Here is a 16,651-nt window from a genome sequence, read left to right on the forward strand (position 1 = left end):
CTCACACTTTTTCTAGCGCTTGGGCCAAATCAGCGCGCAGGTCTTCCAGATGTTCAATACCGATGGACAGGCGCACCATGCCTTCGCTCACACCGGCCTTGGCCAGTTCTTCGGGGTTGAGCTGGCGGTGCGTGGTCGAGGCCGGGTGCGTGGCCAAGGATTTGGCATCGCCAATGTTGACCAAGCGGGTAAACAATTGCAGCGCGTCTAAGAAGCGCGCACCGGCAGCACGCGGGTCGGTATCGTCGGTTTTGAGGCTGAACGACAAAATACCCGATGCCTTGCCACCCAGCTGGCGTTGTACCAAAGCATGGTCAGGGTGGTTGGGCAGACCGGCATAGCGGACCCACTCCACCTTGGGATGCTGCTCTAGGTATTGGGCCAAGGCTTGGGCGCTATCGCAGATGCGTTCCATACGCAAGGCGAGGGTTTCGATGCCTTGCAAAATCAAGAAGGCATTCAGCGGGGCCAGTGCAGCACCCATATTGCGTAGCGGCACCACACGGGCGCGGCCAATAAAGGCCGCTGGTCCCAAGGCTTCGGTATAGACCACGCCGTGGTAGCTCACATCCGGCTCATTGAGGCGCTTAAAGCGCTCTTTATGCTCGGCCCACGGGAATTTGCCGCTATCGACAATGGCACCGCCCACGCTATTGCCGTGGCCGCCCAAGTATTTGGTGAGCGAATGCACCACGATGTCTGCACCATGTTCAATCGGGCGCAGCAGGTAAGGGCTGGGCACGGTGTTATCGACAATCAACGGCACGCCGTGGGCATGGGCCACATCGGCCAGCGCGCGGATGTCCGTCACGTTGCCCAGTGGGTTGCCAATGGACTCAATAAACACCGCCTTGGTGCGGGCATCAATGTGTTGGGCAAAGCTGGCTGGGTCGCGTGGGTCGGCAAAGCGTACCTCTATGCCCTGCTGTGGCAAGGTGTGGGCAAACAGGTTGTAAGTACCACCATAGAGCGTGCTGGCGCTGATGATGTTGTCGCCCGCTTCGGCCAGCGTTTGGATGGCCGCCGTGATGGCCGCCATGCCCGAGGCCAGCGCCAATGCCGCAATGCCGCCTTCTAGTGCCGCTACGCGCTTTTCCAACACATCGTTGGTCGGGTTCATGATGCGGGTGTAGATGTTGCCCTGCACCTTTAAATCGAACAAATCTGCGCCATGCTGGGCGCTATCAAAGGCATAGGCCACGGTTTGGTAGATAGGCACGGCCACCGATTTGGTGGTGGGGTCGGGGGAGTAACCGGCGTGGACGGCAAGGGTGTCAAGGTGCATACAAATTTTTCCTCAAAGGCTGGCCCCGCGCCCATGCGGAGCTGGCAGGCATTGTGGCATGGCTGGCCTAGGCTCTAACGCTGTTTTGTGCATGTGCTTATGCCCAGGGCAAGCCCGACTTGCGCTGCAAAAAACAACGCCAAAGATGATAATGGTACGCTTTTGCATAGCCTGCCAAGCAGGTGATGGCGCATCTTATGAGTAGTAGTACATCCTCTGTGCCCGATTTTGTTCCCCGTTTGCCAGAACCTACCGGGGGGCGTTTTATCCTGTGGATTGTGTTGTTGGGGGTGTTGACAGCGGTGGCTCCCCTGTCGATTGATATGTACCTGCCCAGTTTTGTGCAGGTCGAGCAAGATTTGCGGGCACCGGCCGGTAGCATGGAGTGGACGCTGTCCACTTTTTTTATTGGCCTGACGCTAGGCCAGCTGATTTATGGCCCGGTCAGTGACCGCTTTGGCCGCAAGCTGCCGCTGTATATGAACTACTCCACCCTATGCGTTGCAAAGGATGGAGTTTCACGGGAGCCATAAACTCCCGTCTCGGCCAGTTCCTGACCGGATATTGATTCCAAAGCCCAGCGCAATACCACACGCGCTGAAGCCGTATCTCTGTTCTCTTGATGCCCGCATTGTTCGCAGCAGTGCATTCTTTGTGAGAGCTGCTTTTTGGCCACATGCCAGCACTGGGGGCAGCGCTGACTTGGTTTGAGCTTGCGGGTTGGAGCATCTACCCATTCGCCACCAGTTTCCAGCACTTTGTAGCGAAATAGTGAAGTGAACAGCCCCGCAGCGGTGTCCAGTATTTCCCGGTTCAAGCCCGCCTTTTGCGCTACCTGCTTGCCCGGTTCGTCCACAGTGCCAGCGGCACTGCGGGTCATGTTCTTGAGCGTGAGTTCTTCCGTTGCTACCAAGGCATATTGGCCCGCCAGCGCTGCCGTTTTCTGATGCGCCCAGTCCAACCGCTTGCGCGCTACCTTGCCCCGAGCAGCGGCCAAGCGGCGCACTGCCTTTTTTCTGCGATTGGAGCGGCGGTTAGGTTTGCGCGAAACGGCTTGCTGCAACCGAATGGTCTGCTCCCTCTCCTGTTGCCACCAGCGGGGGTTGTCGATTTGGATGGTCTCGTCGGTGTGCGTGACACCACTGAGAAATGTTTCCACGCCCCAGTCGTAAGCCAGTGCGCCATCGGCCTGCCTGGTCCGTTCTGGGCTGGCGACGGCCAGGGTCAACGATAAATACCAGCGGCCATCGCGGTGCAGGATGTCACTGGCACGAATATCGCCGCCCTGACGGGCTTGACCACGGGCGCGGATTTGCCCCACGCCCGATAGACGCAGACTGCCATGCCTCCAGCCTTCTTCGGGTGTGAAGCGCCAACCATCACCATGACTTTTGAAGCTGAAGCCGGGAAAACGCCCCAGCGACTTGAAGCGCGGAAAGCCCGGTGTTTGGCCCGCCTTGATGCGCCTGAAGAAAGCAGCAAATGCTTTGTCCAAGCGGCGCAGCGTCATCTGCTGGCTAGAACAGTTAGCCGCATCAGCCCACTCGGGCAGGTCGTGGCGCAGCAGCGTCAGGCCCTTGCACTGGTCGGCATAAGAAATCGATTTGCCCGCCTTGCTCCAAGCGCTGATGCGTTCCTCTAAGGCAGCGTTGTAAAGCTGCTGGTGTGAGCGCAGCATGGCACCAAGCGCAACGGCCTGTTTCGGCGTTGGGTACAGCCGATAGGTCGTTTTGCGTAGGTTGCGGGCTTCGCTCATAATTGCTTACTATACCTTCATCATGCAATTAAGACTGGCACCAGCAGGAGGTTACGCACGATGTTTGCTCAGGAGTTGGCGGGCGTGTATTCTAAGTCGGTGCTCTGGTCGCGCAGCTATTGCGTGTTCTCGTGCGGCGGCGCTCCGCTAGAAATCATCAAGCAATACATCCAGCAGCAGGACAGGCCGGACGACTGAAGCCAGCCTGCGGCTGGCGGCGCTTACCCCTCCAGCCAATGGGGGCGGCTTTGCCTCTAGGCCGCAAGCGGCCAACCCAAATGGATGGAGCCCCTCGCGCTATTCGGTGGGTTTTAGCCTTTACACCCTGGCTTCCGTGGGCTGTGCTTTGGCCGACAACATCACCATGCTCTGGGTGTGCCGGCTTTTGCAGGGCATGGGCGGTTGTGCTGGGCTGGTGATTCCGAGTGCCATCGTGCGCGACCGCATGGGACCGAGCCAGTCGGCGCGTATTTTTTCTTTGTTGGTGATGGGCTTGGCCCCGATTTTGGCCCCCTTGGTGGGTGGCTGGTTGCTGCAATGGGCGGGCTGGCGGGCCATTTTTGGCGTGCTGGTGCTGTTTGGCCTGTTCTGTTTGTTGGGCTTGGGTCTGGGCTTGCAAGAAAGCCACGACACCACCCACGAGCCGCCCTTGCAGTGGCGCACCGTGGCACGCAACTATGCCGATCTATGGCGCGACCGCAGTTTCATGGGTTTTGTACTCAGTGCGGGCCTGATTCGTGCGGGCATGTTTGCTTATATTGCAGGTTCACCGTTTGTGTTGATGCAGCTCTATGGTGTTAGCCCGCAAAACTACGGTTGGTTTTTTGGGGCCAATGCTTTCGGTTTGATTGCTGCCAGCCAACTCAATGCCTATTGGCTTAAAACCGTTCCTGCCAGCACTTTGTTACGCCGTGCCTTATGGTTGCCAGTGCTGGCAGGCTTGGCCTTGGCCGTGTTGGCGTTGGCCGGTTGGATGTCCCTGCCGTGGTTTGTGCTGGGCTGTTTTGTCTTTATGACCAGCGTGGGCGTGATTGGCCCCAATGCCAGCGCTTGCGCCTTGGCCAGCCAAGGGCGACGCGCTGGCACAGCGGCTGCCTTCAATGGGGCCACGGCTTTTTTGTTGGCCACCGTGGCTGGGGCTGTGGTGGGCGGCTTGCACAATGGCAGCAGCCAACCGTTGGCGGTCGTGATGGCGGTGTGTGGCTTAGGTGCTTGGGGTTGTTACCGCGTCTTGGGCCAAAGTGGGTCTAGTCCGGTAAAAGCGTAAGGGCTGCTCTTGTAGTGTTTTTTGCTGTTGTTGCAACACCGAGCGCTTGATTTTGCCCATCACGTGCATTTCGCAGGGTTTGCAGTCAAAACGCAGCGTGAGTTTTTCTTTGCCGTTGATGAGGTGCAAGGGTTCGGCCTTGATGGTGCCCTTGACCCCAATCACCCCTTTGGCTTGTTTGGGGCACAGGCTCAAGCTGAAACGCACGCAATGCTTGGTCACCATCAGGCTGACTTCGCCTTCTTCTTCGTGGCTTTCGTAGGCTGCATCTATCACGCGCACGCCATGTTTGGCGTAAAAATCGCGCGCCTTGTGGTTAAACACATTGGCCAAGTAGCTTAGGCTGTCTTCGGGATAGGGCGCGGGTGGTTCGACGGGCTGGGCGCGCGGCAGGCGTGGTAAGCCTTGGGCGCGTGCGGCTTCTAAGGCGGCTACGGCATCACGGCGCAGGGCGTTGAGTACCGAGGCGGGCACAAACCACGGCTGGGTTTGGCTGATGCTGATGTCGTGCAGGCTAAAAATGGTGTTGCCAAAGCGACCCAATTGTTCACGCAGGCTGGCTTCGGTTTTGCTGGCATCGCTGGCGGGCTGGTGCGCTTGCACCACTTGGGCTTGGCCGACAAAGCCATCGTCGTCGGTCAGGGTGAGGGCAAAGCCGTTGGGGGTTTGCGCCCATTGCGCCCACAGGCCAATGCGTCGGTCGCTGGATTTTTTCTCTAGCGTGCGTACCCAGTCCATGTCGCGGTTGCGGTTGACTTCAGTGCCTTTACGCAAATCTTTGAAGCCCGCCATCGGGTCTTTGGGAAAGACGCGCCATTGCGTGCTGCTGCGTGCGGATACCCGTTCGGCCCGGTTGATGGCCAAGCCGACCAGCTCTTTTTGCAAATCGTAGTAGCACAGGCCATCGCCGTTGTGCAGCACGGTGTTGGGGTCACTCACTTCCAATTCGACAAAATCTGGCCCCAGCTTGCTGACCCAAGCAATCGCCTGACCGGGGTTTTTGGGCGTGTCAAAGGCACCGATGTCGTCTTTGCGCCCCTTGACAAAATAATCGGTGAACTCGCGGTTAAAGTTTTGCAGTGGGTCGGGGGTGAAAGTGAAGCGGGTTTGGCCACTGGAAGCGCGCGCCAAGGGTTGCTCAGAGAACTGGCGCTCTTCCACTATCTCATCGAGCAGTTGGCGGTAGTGTGCGGTGATGTTTTTCACATAGGCCATGTCTTTGTAGCGGCCTTCTATCTTGAAGCTACGCACGCCCGCATCTACCAGGGCGCGCAGATTGTCGCTCTGGTTGTTGTCTTTCATGCTCAACACATGCTTGTCGTGCGCGACAAAGCGGCCTGCATCATCCACCACTTGGTAAGGCAAGCGGCAGGCTTGGCTGCAATCGCCCCGGTTGGCACTGCGCCCGGTGTGCGCGTGGCTGATGTTGCATTGGCCGCTGTAGGCCACGCACAGCGCACCGTGGATGAAGAACTCTAGCGCGCAGCGGGCTGGGTCGGTTGCGGCGCGGATGGCGGCAATTTGTTGCACTGTTAGTTCGCGTGCCAGCACGATTTGGCTTAAACCGGCATCTTGCAGAAAGCGGGCCTTTTCGGGCGTGCGGATGTCGGTTTGGGTGCTGGCGTGCAATTGGATGGGGGGTAAGTCCAGTTCTAGCAGGCCCATATCTTGGATAATCAGGGCATCGGCCCCGGCGTGGTAAACGTCCCACGCCATTTGGCGTGCAGCTTCGAGTTCATCGTCGCGCAAAATAGTGTTGAGCGTGATAAAAATGCGGCTATGAAAGCGGTGCGCGTGGGCTATCAGGTGCTCTAGCTCGCGCAAATCATTGCCAGCACCGGCACGGGCACCAAAAGCGGGGCCGCCAATGTAAACGGCATCGGCTCCGTGGTTGATGGCTTCGATGCCAATGGCGGCATCGCGGGCCGGGGAGAGTAGTTCAAGCTGGTAGGGCAAAAGAGACATGCCCGTTATTATCCGATGCCATATCCATCCCCCTTGTCGATGCACGCTAAAACAAAAAATTTCTGTCAGGGTGCCATACCAGCGGCGTGCAGGCGTGCCCAGATGGCTACTGGTGCGATAGCATTGTCGAAATGAGAACAGTTCCAGCGGAAGTCAAAAAACAAGTCTTGAGTCTCGATGCCAGTCCAGTGGATGGCAAGACTTTTCGTATGCCGCTGTTTCGGCCCGGCACGGTGGTGTTGCGCGCCGGAAAAAAGCATACGGTCAGCCATGTCATGATTCGCAAGGGCGAGCTGTTGGTGTACCTGCATGGTGTCGATGCCGCGATGCGCCCTGAAACCCTGCGCGTAGCCCCGGCTTTGTTTTCTATCGAGCGCCAAAAACTGCGTTAGCGGCCAGCGGCTTTTTTGCGCTGTGCCATGCGTTGGCCCAAGCGCACGGCTTGCGCGGGTGCCCAGTCGGGGTTGAACTGCAAGGCCCCTGCCGGAAACAACAACACCACGGTAGAGCCGAGCAAAAAGCGCCCCATCTCTTGGCCCTGTTTGAGTTGGATGTTTTGGTCGGTGTAATCCCAGCTACGCAAATCCCCAGTGCGCGGTGGGTTGACTTGCCCATGCCACACGGTGGCCATGCTGCCGACAATCGTGGCCCCTACCAACACCAAAGCCATCGGCCCATGCGCTGTATCGAACAGGCAAACCACCCGCTCGTTGCGTGCAAACAAGCCCGGTACGCCGCGTGCCGTGGTGGGGTTGACCGAGAATAAAGCCCCCGGCACATGCACCATGCTTTGCAATTTGCCAGCACAAGGCATGTGGATGCGGTGGTAATCGCGTGGGCTGAGGTAAATGGTGGCAAAGTGCCCGTTGGCAAAGCGTGCGGCCAAAGCAGCATCACCGCCCAGCAAGGCGGTGGCTGAATAGTGGTGCCCCTTGGCCTGGAAAATTTGCTCGCCTTCAATGGCCCCCAATTGGCTGATAGCGCCATCGACGGGGCAAATCAAGTCGGCCTTGGCCAAAGGGCGCGCGCCCGGCTTGAGGGCGCGGGTAAAAAACGCATTAAAGCTGGCGTATTGGCGAATGTCTGGCTCGGCCGCCTCGGACATATCTACGCCATAACGCTGAATAAACCGGCTGATGAGTGCCGTAGTCCAAGCACCCCCCTGTGTATTGGCGACACGGCCAGCCAAACGGGTAAGCGCCTGCTGGGGCAGGAGGTATTGGGGCAAAACGGCAAGACGGTCAGACACAGGCAGGGCAAGGTAAAGAATGGCTGGATAGGGGCATTCTATCGGCTGCGCTATCGGCCATTGCTTTCTTCTTCCAAGTCGGGGCGGGCGTACCAATCAATCGGGTCTTGTTGCAGCACCATGTCGATGTCTAGCCCCAAAGCCAAACCTACTTCTGCCGGAAAGGTCACGGCCAGCTCTCGGTCGGTCATGTTGGCCTCGCGCGCGCGGGCGCGCCAAGCTGCTAAATGGATGACCCCGGCCAGTGGTTCGTAGGCTTGGTTGTCAAACGGGGCATCTTGGTAGTGGATGGCATCTATCACCGCCTGTGGCAATTGCCAGCGCTGTACCAAGGCGGCACTGACCGTGCCATAGTGGTAACCCAACAGCTTAATCTCTAACTTGCTGCGCCGAAAGTCCAGCGGTGGCAACATGCTGTTCATCGAGGCCATGCGATCGGGGTGGCCCCAATGGATGAGCAATTCCCCCAGCGCATGGAGCAAACCGGCGGTATAGGCGGCTACCGGGCTTTGCTGCACCGCACCGGCCAAAGAACGCGCCAATTTGGCAGTATTGCGGCTGTAACGCCAAAAATGCTGCAAATTCATGCCCGGCACCGAGCGCGAGGTGGTGCCCAAGGGCGCAGTTTGCACCAAGGCACGCAATTGGGTCACTTCTAGCAGCGCCAGCGCCTCGGCCACCCCGGCTACCTGCCCCGACAGCGCAAACCCGGCCCCGTTGGCTTGCTCTAGCAGGCGCGCTGCCAGCGCCGGGTCGGTGCCAAACAGTTGATTCAGGCGGCGCAGATTGGGCTCTTCTTGCGCCAGTTCGGTCATCAGCAAGGCCACCGCGCGCGGCAAACTGGGCAGTGCTGGCGACATCTCCAACAGAGCGAGGATGTCCATAGTGGTGCGGTGGCTTAGGGTTTGTGGCACTGTTGCAATTTGGCAAAGGCCGAAGCCATGGCCGAGGGAGCAGAGGCTTCTTCGCGGCGGCGCATGGGTTGTTGCTGGCGCTGCGGAGCGGCAAAACGGTTCTCGCGTGGGCCATCGCGGCGTGTGGGTGCAGCATCGAGTTTCATGCTCAGGCTGATGCGTTTGCGCTCTACATCTACTTCTAAGACCTTGACTTTGACAATATCGCCGGTTTTGACCACTTCGCGCGCATCACTGACAAACTTGTGCGCCAATTGGCTGACATGTACCAAACCATCTTGGTGCACGCCCAAATCGACAAAAGCGCCAAACTGGGCCACGTTGCTGACCGTGCCCTCCAATACCATGCCTTCGCGCAGGTGTTGGATGTCTTCGATGCCCTCGTTGAAGCGCGCTACTTTGAAATCCGGGCGTGGGTCGCGGCCCGGTTTTTCCAGTTCGGCCAGAATGTCTTGCACGGTAATGACACCAAACTTGTCGTTGGCAAACAGTTCTGGGCGCAGGGTTTTGAGCATCTCGGCCCGGCCCATCAGTTCAGCCACCGGCTTGTGGGTGTGCGTGATGATGGCTTGCACCACCGGGTAGGTTTCGGGGTGAACGCCAGTCATGTCCAGTGGGTTGTCGCCATTGCGGATACGCAAAAAACCGGCGGCCTGTTCAAAGGTTTTTGGCCCCAAACCGGCCACTTCGAGCAGTTGTTTGCGGTTGCGGAACGCCCCGTGCGCTTCGCGCCAACGCACCACCGCTTTGGCGACATTGGCCGACAAGCCCGACACGCGCGACAGCAACGGCACGCTGGCGGTGTTCAAATCCACCCCGACTGAGTTGACGCAATCTTCGACCACCGTGCCCAAAGTGCGCGCTAATTCGCTTTGGTTGACATCGTGTTGGTACTGGCCTACGCCGATGCTTTTCGGGTCGATTTTGACCAGCTCGGCCAGCGGGTCTTGCAAGCGACGCGCAATGCTGGCCGCACCACGCAAACTGACATCGACATCCGGCATTTCTTGGCTGGCGTATTCGCTGGCCGAATACACCGAAGCCCCAGCCTCACTAACGACGATTTTTTGCATGCCGGTGAGTGCAGGTGTGGCTTTTTCTAGCAGCTTGATGAGGTCGGCGGCCAGTTTGTCGGTCTCGCGGCTGGCGGTGCCATTGCCAATAGCAATCAGTTGCACGCCATGTTTTTGGCACAACTGCGCCAGCGTGTGCAGAGCGCCATCCCAATCTTTGCGTGGCTCGTGTGGATAAACAGTGGCGGTAGCTACCAGCTTGCCGGTGGTATCGACCACTGCCACCTTCACACCCGTGCGGATGCCGGGGTCTAAGCCCATCACGACACGCGGGCCAGCGGGGGCGGCCAGCAGCAAATCGCGCAAATTATCGGCAAACACCTTGATGGCCACTTTTTCGGCTTCTTCGCGCAGGCGCGAGAACAAATCGCGCTCGGTGGACAGACTGAGCTTGACGCGCCAAGCCCACGCCACGCATTTGCGAATCAAATCATCGGCGGCGCGGCCCGCGTGGCTCCAACGCAAATGCAGGGCAATTTTGCCTTCGGCCATGCTGGGCTGGCCGGGTTCGGGTTCTTGCGGTTGCAGCAGCTTGGCATCCAAAATTTCCAGCGCCCGTCCGCGAAACACCGCCAAGGCGCGGTGGGAGGGAATGCGGCTGATAGGCTCGTCGTAGTCAAAATAATCGCGGAACTTGGCCACTTCGGGGTCCGACTCGTTTTTGCCGTCGATTTTTTTGCTACGCAATAAACCATCTTGCCACAGCCATTCACGCAAAGATTGCACCAACACCGCATCTTCGGCCCAACGTTCCGACAGAATATCGCGCACACCATCCAACACTGCGGGTACGGTGGAAAAATCGGGGCCGGGTTTGCCATCGTCCAAGGTTTGCGCTGGACGCAAAAAAGCCAAGGCTTCTTCGGCGGGGTTCAGGCTAGGGTCGGCCAGCAGCTTATCGGCCAGTGGCTCGATGCCCGCTTCTTTGGCGATTTGGCCTTTGGTGCGGCGCTTTTGCTTGAATGGCAGGTAGAGGTCTTCTAATTCTTGCTTGGTCGGGGCGTTGGCAATGGCAACGCGCAGCGCATCGGTGAGTTTGCCTTGCTCGTCAATGGCTTTGAGCACCGTGGCGCGCCGCTCTGCTAATTCCCGCAGATACGACAGGCGCTCTTCAATCTGGCGCAGTTGAATGTCGTCTAGCCCTTGGGTGGTTTCTTTGCGGTAGCGGGCGATAAAGGGCACCGTGGCACCGCTATCGAGCAACTCGACGGCGGTTTGCACCTGCTGTGCCGTAACGCGGATTTCTGTGGCAATTTGCCCGATGATTTTTTGCATAACTGAGAACCATGCGCCTTGCGGCAGCGCTCAAAAATCGGGCAAGTGTGCCACAGGCATTAGGCAGGTTTTTTATTTCACCAACGCTAACATGTCTTTGAAGGCGGGGTGTTCGCAACTGCCCAGCCATTCAAAGGCCACCATCTCGGTGGTGACCAATTCGGCTCCGGCACCGGCCAGGCGGTCAAAGGCGGCATCGCGGTTGCGCTCGGTGCGTGAGCTGCACGCATCCGTGACCACCCAGACTTCAAACTCCTCGGCCAGCAACTCTAAGGCGGTTTGCAGCAAGCAGACATGGGCTTCGCAACCGGCAATCACGATGCTGGGGCGCTCGGGGGCCGCTGGCTGCGCTGGTTTTTGCAGGTGCTTGGGCAGGCTGCGCGCATTGCCGCCTTGTTGGGGCTTGACTGGGGGGCGCAAATAATCGACCAAGCCATCGGGCACGGCGCTAAAGTGCATTTTGTCTAGCGTTTTGCGGCACAGGGCGCGCAAGGCGGCATCGTTGGGGCCGAGGCGGCTGGGGTTTTGCTCGGTGCCCCAGACCGGCACATCGAGCATTTGCGCGATTTGGGCCAACCGCACCGCATTGGCCAAGGCGGCAGCACCTTCGTGGATGGCGGGCATCAGGCGGGTTTGGTAGTCCACCAACACCAGTTGGGATTCATCAGCGTCGAGCAGCATGGGCAATTCTTTCTTGCAAGCAATGGAGAGATAAAAACAGGGGGCGATTGTCGCAGTGCGGCTCAAGGCGGCAAAGTTTGCAAAGTTTGCAAGGCAGCGGCCAACGCTGGGGCCAAGGCAACGCAGTTGCTGGCGTGCGCCACGGCATCGGTACTCCAAAATTGCCCCACCCCGGCAGCGTGCAAGGCGTGCAGCGCGGCATCATCGAGCAGCGCATGGGTCACGGCGACATCCACCGAGGCCGCACCAGCGGCTTTGAGCAACTGGGTGGCTTGTATCAGGGTATGGCCGGTGCTGGCCATATCGTCTAACAACACCACCGCCCGCCCTTGCAGCGGCACCGGCGGTAACGCTATGCTGACTTTGCGGTCGCCGTGGCGCTGCTTGGTACAGACGGCAGAGTCTAAACCGTGGCGTGCGGCGGCTTGGGCCACCCATTGGGCCGATTCTTCGTCTGGCCCTACCAGTAAAGCGCCGGGGCGCTGCTGCACAATCCAATCGGCCAACAAAGGCGCGCCACTGACCAGCACGGTTTGCGCCGCCGGTACGGCCTCAGCCAAGGTAGCTACCCGGTGCAAGTGGGCATCGACAGTGATGATGGCATCGAACAAATTGGCCAAAAAATCACCCACCACGCGCTGGCTGATGGCCTCGCCCGGCTGAAAGGCGATGTCTTGGCGCATATAGGCCAAATAGGGCGCTACCAAGGTGAGGTGTTGCACGCCCAAACGCCGTGCCGTGCGTGCCGCCAACAGCAGTTCTACCAGCTTGTCGTTGGGCTGGTGCAGGCCGCGCAGCAATACCGCCCGCTGGGGTAAGCGGCCTTGGGCATCCACTGGCAGCGTGAGTTTCAGTTCTCCGTCGGGGAAGCGATGGCGCGCGATGGCGCGCGCTGTCAAGCCGCTGGCGCTGGCCAACTGCTGGGCGCTAGTGCGTTCATCGTCGAAAAATAACAGGCAGGGGGGCAAAGAAGGCAAAGGGGCTAAGGCGGCCATGATGGTTTAGAACTCCACGAAAACGCGCGGCACATCGTCGGCCGTGCCAATGCGGTAAGCATTTACCTTGTCGCTGGCTTGGCGGGCAAACTCCAAATCGGCCGGATAACCTGCATACACGCGGTACAGCACCTGTCCGGCAGTGACGCTATCGCCCAGCTTGCACAGCAAATCAACCCCCGCCCCTTGCACCTTGGGCGCACCAGCGAGGCGCGCGATACGGGCAATCTGCAAATTGTCGATGCCTGCCACCACGCCAGTCGAAGCGGCTTGCACCTCAAAACTCAAGGGGCCTAGCGGGGGGTGGTTGTGGTCAAAGTCCTTGCCCCCTTGGGCGGCGATGATTTCGCGCATTTGGGCCAGTGCGCGGCCAGAATCCAAAATATCGCGCGCAATGGCGTAACCATCGCCACCGCGCACATCGGGGTCAAACTCAATCAAGCGTCCAGCTAAACGCAAGGATTTTTGCCGCAAATCGTTGGGGGCGCGCGGGTCATTTTCTAGCACGCGCATTACGTCGCGCGCTTCTAAGACCGGGCCGATGCCGCTACCGACGGGCTGGCGGCCATCGGTAATCACCACATCCAACGACAACTGCAAGCGCCGCGCCACATACTCGAACAAGCGGCGCAAGCGCTGCGCTTCGGGCATGGAGCGCACCTTGGCCGTGGGGCCAATGGGAATGTCCAGTACCAGATGGGTAGAGCCTGCGGCCATTTTTTTCGACAAAATCGAGGCCACCATCTGCCCCGGTGAATCCATAGACAGCGGGCGCTCAACCGAAATTAATACATCATCAGCGGGTGAGAGTTGCGCCGTGCCGCCCCACGCCAGACAGCCCCGGTGGTCGCGCACGATGTCGGCCAGTTGCTCTAAGGGCAGTTCGACATTGGCCAGCACTTCCATCGTGTCGGCGGTGCCCGCAGGCGAGGTAATAGCGCGCGAAGAGGTTTTAGGGCACAACATGCCATGCGCGGCCACAATCGGCACAATCAGCATCGAGGTCCGATTGCCCGGAATGCCGCCAATGCAGTGCTTGTCCACCACGCGCGGCTCGTGCCAGTCTAGGCGTTGGCCAATCGCTACCATCGCATCGGACAAAAAGAACACTTCTTCGCGGTCCAATTCATCGCGGTTGCAGGCCACGACAAAGGCCGTGAGTTCAATTTTGGAATAGCGGTGCCGGGCAATATCGCGCACGATGGCATGAAAATCCTCCCGCCCCAGCCGCTCGCCCGCTAGTTTGCGAAATAATGCGCCCATAGATTCGGGCGGCTCGGCCTGCGATACCGTGACGGTATGCCCATTGGCAACACCCAGCTGGGCAAACGCATCTTCGGACAGGCCCAATTCTTGGCAGCCCACAATGGATAAATCATCCACCACATTGACGGTGGCCAAAATGCGCCGCCCATTGCTACGCACCTCGATTTTGGACAGCGCTTGGAAGCCTTCGGCGCGATAAACCGCGCAATCGCGGTGCAAATAGGCCACGTTTTCGCGCCAAGTGTCAATGGCAACACGGCGCACCGCCAAGGGCGAAGCGGGGACAAGCGCAGGGGCGGATTCGGCCATTGCCAGTGCAGCAGGAGAGGTAATTTCGGCAGACATAGCGCTAAGACTACACCGGAATAGCGGCCTTTTGCAGCGGGTTTGCCCAAGTTAGCCAACAAACGCGACTGCAAATGCGGGTTTTTTAGCCTTTAACGCCTGTAAGCCGTGTTACCCTTCGCGCCCATGTCTAAATGGTTTTGCATCCTCTTGATAGCCTGTGCCAGCGCCCATGCGGCCCCTAGCACAGCACCCGCCGACGAGGCAGTGCAGTTTTTGAACGACAAAAGCCTGCTCAACCAAATCGTCGAAATTCAACACAACGTGACAGAAAAGGCCCAAGGTAAGCTGTCTGCGGTGGGGCAAAACGTGGCCCACACTGCACACCAAGTAGCCGATAGCACGGCTGATTTGGTCATTACCTCGATGGCTTTCTTGGGCTTGCCCTACCGCCGTGGTGGCAACAGCGCCGAGACCGGCTTTGATTGCAGCGGCTTTGTGCGGGCTATGTACCAGCAAACCGTGGGTATGCTGCTGCCACGCCGCGCCAGCGAGCAAGCTGCTGCCACCCAAGCCATTGATAAAAAAGAGCTACAACCGGGCGATTTGGTGTTTTTTAACACCATGCGCCGTGCTTTTAGCCATGTGGGCATCTACATTGGCGATGGCAAATTTATCCACTCGCCACGCAGTGGCTCCGAAGTGCGCGTAGAAAACATGCGCGCCAGTTATTGGGTGCAACGCTTTGATGGTGCGCGGCGCGTGGCTGGTTTAGGTTCTAGCGCCAGCAGCTACTAAAAAAGCACTCTAGCCGCAGTGCCGGTGCGGGCCGTGCCTTATTCGGCAGCGGCCTGCACTACGCGGTTGCGGCCACTGTGTTTGGCATGGTAGAGCGCATCATCGGCACGGCGCAGCAAGCGCTGGTAGTCGGGGTGCCCGTTGTGTGCCGCTACGCCCACGCTGATGGTCAGGTGCAAAGTCCGGTCTTGGGGCAGGCGGAAGGTTTCGTGCTCAATGGCGCGGCGCAGTTTCTCGGCAATGCCCATCGCATTAGATAGTTTGCTATCGACCAGCAACACCAAAAATTCTTCGCCGCCCATGCGAAAGATATAGTCGCCACCCCGGCTGCTGTTGGTCAAAATGGCGGCTATTTGTTGCAACACCACATCACCCGCCTCGTGGCCGTATTGGTCATTGACGTGTTTGAAATGGTCAATGTCAATCGCCAGCAAAGTAAAACTGCTTTTGCGCTGGCGCGAAAAATGGATTTCTTTGTTCAGTACCACCGGCAAAAACTTGCGATTGAGCAGCCGTGTCAGGACATCGCGCCCGGCCTCTAGCTCGTTGTTTTGGGCAAACAAGCTATCGAGGTGGTAAGCAATGCCCTTGGTGGTGTCGCGCAGCTCGCGCAGGCCCTGCACCCGGGTTTCGTGCGAGTTGCTGGTCAGGGCAAACATGGGCAGCAGCATCTCATCGACGCGGTCGATGGCATCCAAAATCATGGCCGCTTCGGTGGAGCCATGAAAAGCGTGGGCACCCTTGTGCCGAAACCACAGGCCAAACTCGGAGGCCCCCAAGCGTGGCAGGTGGGCGGCATCGGCCCCCACGGCCTGATCGAACATCAGTTGGTTCTCCCAGGCCAGTAAGGCGGCACGTTGGCGTTCGCGCTCTGAGCCTACATGTTGTGATACCGAAAACAGCCGGTAAGCCTCTTCGGCGCGCGAGTTGCGGTCATTGGCCGAAGAATACGATTGGCTCATGATTTCCATCGCCGTATCAATCACCCCTACCGCCAATCGGGTAGCGTGGTGGGTGCTGTCGGCGGGCAGTTCTGCATCGGCGTGGAGCAAATCGACCAATTTTTCTTTCAGGCAGCGCGCTCCGCGCAGTACCAAATGTACCGGAATGCCAATGCGGGCATGAATCTCGCCTACATGAATTTGCTGGGCCACAATCGGCAGCACATCGTGCTGGTTGCGGGCTGAAAATACCGTGGAAATCCAGCGCTGCATCGAGCCGTGCAAGCGCTCTTGTACCTGCTGGTGCGATAAAAATTGCGCTACCACGGCATCGCTCAACATTTGCTGGTAAAAGTAGCTGGCCAGGCTGGCTTGGTGGGTTTGCGCTTGAAAATAAACGCGCTCTTGAACCCCATCGGGAACTGCAGCCAACAATTGGCTCCATTCGTGGGCCCATTGTTCGGAAGAGATTTTTGGCATGGTTTGATTCAAAGTCTGGCAAGGGGCGCAAGCTTAGCCGCAAACGGGGAACTGGGCGCACCAGAGGTGTATCCAAAAACATTCTTCATACTGGGTGAATGTTTTGCCCTGTACAGTGGCTGGCTTTGATAGGCTACAGATAGGGTTGGAGCTAAAAACAGTTGTTGATTAGCTATGCAAACATAGTTATTCTTATTCAGAATGTACGCCAATTATCGCATCAACGAATTCGCAAAACGCATTGGTCGCTCCATTGAGACCGTGCGACGCTGGGAAAAGGAAGGAAAGTTTGTAGCCAAACGACTTCCTTCTGGGCAGCGATATTTTGATGAATCGGATGTGCGTGCCGTGCTGGGTGGTGGCCCCAGCAAAAAAGACACCGTTGTGTATTGCCGAGTCAGCAGTGCAGGACAAAAAGATG

At 58.5% G+C, this 16,651-nt stretch carries 15 protein-coding genes and 1 pseudogene; 6 read left to right on the forward strand and 10 right to left on the reverse strand.

Annotated elements, in window-relative coordinates; translation table 11 throughout:
• Nucleotide 1 precedes the first annotated feature (1 nt).
• Complete coding sequence (locus tag PHX60_RS09135) at nt 2-1,285, reverse strand: aminotransferase class I/II-fold pyridoxal phosphate-dependent enzyme (protein WP_300076948.1); 1,284 nt, start codon at nt 1,283-1,285, stop codon at nt 2-4.
• A gap of 197 nt (nt 1,286-1,482) precedes the next feature.
• Here PHX60_RS09135 and PHX60_RS09140 point away from each other — a divergent pair, with 197 nt between their 5' ends.
• Nucleotides 1,483-1,818 (forward strand): MFS transporter, encoded by a 336-nt coding sequence (locus tag PHX60_RS09140; protein WP_300076950.1) that lies wholly within the window; start codon nt 1,483-1,485, stop codon nt 1,816-1,818.
• Here PHX60_RS09140 and PHX60_RS09145 read toward each other — a convergent pair.
• Complete coding sequence (locus PHX60_RS09145) at nt 1,770-3,041, reverse strand: transposase (RefSeq protein ID WP_300076952.1); 1,272 nt, start codon at nt 3,039-3,041, stop codon at nt 1,770-1,772. The two genes, PHX60_RS09140 and PHX60_RS09145, sit on opposite strands and share 49 nt — an antisense overlap.
• Before the next feature lie 15 nt (nt 3,042-3,056).
• On the opposite strand from PHX60_RS09145, the pseudogene PHX60_RS09150 reads away from it, so the two are divergent.
• Both PHX60_RS09150 and PHX60_RS09155 read left to right on the forward strand, forming a co-directional pair.
• A pseudogene (locus PHX60_RS09150) lies at nt 3,057-3,239 on the forward strand (transposase); the annotation flags it as partial.
• Nucleotides 3,240-3,345: 106 nt separating this feature from the next.
• Nucleotides 3,346-4,308 (forward strand): multidrug effflux MFS transporter, encoded by a 963-nt coding sequence (locus PHX60_RS09155; protein ID WP_300076954.1) that lies wholly within the window; start codon nt 3,346-3,348, stop codon nt 4,306-4,308.
• Here PHX60_RS09155 and PHX60_RS09160 read toward each other — a convergent pair.
• Complete coding sequence (locus PHX60_RS09160; protein WP_300076956.1) at nt 4,246-6,273, reverse strand: U32 family peptidase; 2,028 nt, start codon at nt 6,271-6,273, stop codon at nt 4,246-4,248. The genes PHX60_RS09155 and PHX60_RS09160 overlap by 63 nt on opposite strands.
• Before the next feature lie 131 nt (nt 6,274-6,404).
• Here PHX60_RS09160 and PHX60_RS09165 point away from each other — a divergent pair, with 131 nt between their 5' ends.
• Nucleotides 6,405-6,665: a hypothetical protein gene (locus tag PHX60_RS09165; RefSeq protein ID WP_300076958.1), complete on the forward strand. Its 261-nt coding sequence runs from the start codon at nt 6,405-6,407 to the stop codon at nt 6,663-6,665.
• Here PHX60_RS09165 and asd read toward each other — a convergent pair.
• The 6 genes from asd to PHX60_RS09195 form a co-directional block, all read right to left on the reverse strand.
• Nucleotides 6,662-7,522 (reverse strand): archaetidylserine decarboxylase, encoded by an 861-nt coding sequence (gene asd / locus PHX60_RS09170; protein ID WP_300076960.1) that lies wholly within the window; start codon nt 7,520-7,522, stop codon nt 6,662-6,664. The two genes, PHX60_RS09165 and asd, sit on opposite strands and share 4 nt — an antisense overlap.
• A 50-nt stretch (nt 7,523-7,572) precedes the next feature.
• On the reverse strand, nt 7,573-8,406 hold the full coding sequence (locus tag PHX60_RS09175; RefSeq protein ID WP_300076962.1) for an HDOD domain-containing protein: 834 nt from the start codon (nt 8,404-8,406) through the stop codon (nt 7,573-7,575).
• Between the two features lie 14 nt (nt 8,407-8,420).
• Nucleotides 8,421-10,784, reverse strand: a complete 2,364-nt coding sequence (locus PHX60_RS09180; protein WP_300076964.1) for a Tex family protein — start codon at nt 10,782-10,784, stop codon at nt 8,421-8,423.
• A 72-nt stretch (nt 10,785-10,856) separates the two neighbouring features.
• A complete protein-coding gene (locus tag PHX60_RS09185) occupies nt 10,857-11,465 on the reverse strand; it encodes an isochorismatase family protein (RefSeq protein ID WP_300076965.1) in 609 nt (202 codons plus the stop codon).
• A gap of 62 nt (nt 11,466-11,527) precedes the next feature.
• Nucleotides 11,528-12,460, reverse strand: coding sequence for a ribose-phosphate diphosphokinase (locus PHX60_RS09190; RefSeq protein WP_300076967.1), 933 nt, complete (start codon nt 12,458-12,460; stop codon nt 11,528-11,530).
• A 6-nt stretch (nt 12,461-12,466) separates the two neighbouring features.
• Nucleotides 12,467-14,035 carry a thymidine phosphorylase family protein gene (locus PHX60_RS09195; RefSeq protein ID WP_300076977.1) on the reverse strand — a complete coding sequence of 523 codons (1,569 nt, stop codon included), beginning with the start codon at nt 14,033-14,035 and terminating at the stop codon, nt 12,467-12,469.
• A 162-nt stretch (nt 14,036-14,197) separates the two neighbouring features.
• Between PHX60_RS09195 and PHX60_RS09200 the strand changes: the two genes are divergently transcribed.
• Nucleotides 14,198-14,809 (forward strand): C40 family peptidase, encoded by a 612-nt coding sequence (locus PHX60_RS09200; protein ID WP_300076969.1) that lies wholly within the window; start codon nt 14,198-14,200, stop codon nt 14,807-14,809.
• A gap of 38 nt (nt 14,810-14,847) precedes the next feature.
• On the opposite strand, the gene PHX60_RS09205 is transcribed toward PHX60_RS09200, so the two are convergent.
• Nucleotides 14,848-16,230, reverse strand: coding sequence for a diguanylate cyclase (locus tag PHX60_RS09205; RefSeq protein ID WP_300076971.1), 1,383 nt, complete (start codon nt 16,228-16,230; stop codon nt 14,848-14,850).
• 201 nt (nt 16,231-16,431) lie between these two features.
• Between PHX60_RS09205 and PHX60_RS09210 the strand changes: the two genes are divergently transcribed.
• On the forward strand, nt 16,432-16,651 hold a 220-nt coding region (locus tag PHX60_RS09210), incomplete at its 3' end, for a MerR family transcriptional regulator (RefSeq protein WP_300076973.1).

It is taken from the genome of Giesbergeria sp., from assembly GCF_028686475.1.
GTDB lineage: Bacteria > Pseudomonadota > Gammaproteobacteria > Burkholderiales > Burkholderiaceae_C > Simplicispira.

Excerpts from the sequence above, each read along its gene's own strand:
- PHX60_RS09175 (WP_300076962.1), bottom strand. The coding sequence starts at position 8,406 with ATGGACATCCTCGCTCTGTTGGAGATGTCGCCAGCACTGCCCAGTTTG.
- PHX60_RS09145 (WP_300076952.1), bottom strand. The coding sequence starts at position 3,041 with ATGAGCGAAGCCCGCAACCTACGCAAAACGACCTATCGGCTGTACCCA.
- PHX60_RS09180 (WP_300076964.1), bottom strand. The coding sequence starts at position 10,784 with ATGCAAAAAATCATCGGGCAAATTGCCACAGAAATCCGCGTTACGGCA.
- PHX60_RS09135 (WP_300076948.1), bottom strand. The coding sequence starts at position 1,285 with ATGCACCTTGACACCCTTGCCGTCCACGCCGGTTACTCCCCCGACCCC.
- PHX60_RS09205 (WP_300076971.1), bottom strand. The coding sequence starts at position 16,230 with ATGCCAAAAATCTCTTCCGAACAATGGGCCCACGAATGGAGCCAATTG.
- PHX60_RS09185 (WP_300076965.1), bottom strand. The coding sequence starts at position 11,465 with ATGCTGCTCGACGCTGATGAATCCCAACTGGTGTTGGTGGACTACCAA.
- PHX60_RS09190 (WP_300076967.1), bottom strand. The coding sequence starts at position 12,460 with ATGGCCGCCTTAGCCCCTTTGCCTTCTTTGCCCCCCTGCCTGTTATTT.
- PHX60_RS09160 (WP_300076956.1), bottom strand. The coding sequence starts at position 6,273 with ATGTCTCTTTTGCCCTACCAGCTTGAACTACTCTCCCCGGCCCGCGAT.
- PHX60_RS09195 (WP_300076977.1), bottom strand. The coding sequence starts at position 14,035 with ATGGCCGAATCCGCCCCTGCGCTTGTCCCCGCTTCGCCCTTGGCGGTG.
- PHX60_RS09165 (WP_300076958.1), top strand. The coding sequence starts at position 6,405 with ATGAGAACAGTTCCAGCGGAAGTCAAAAAACAAGTCTTGAGTCTCGAT.
- PHX60_RS09140 (WP_300076950.1), top strand. The coding sequence starts at position 1,483 with ATGAGTAGTAGTACATCCTCTGTGCCCGATTTTGTTCCCCGTTTGCCA.
- PHX60_RS09200 (WP_300076969.1), top strand. The coding sequence starts at position 14,198 with ATGTCTAAATGGTTTTGCATCCTCTTGATAGCCTGTGCCAGCGCCCAT.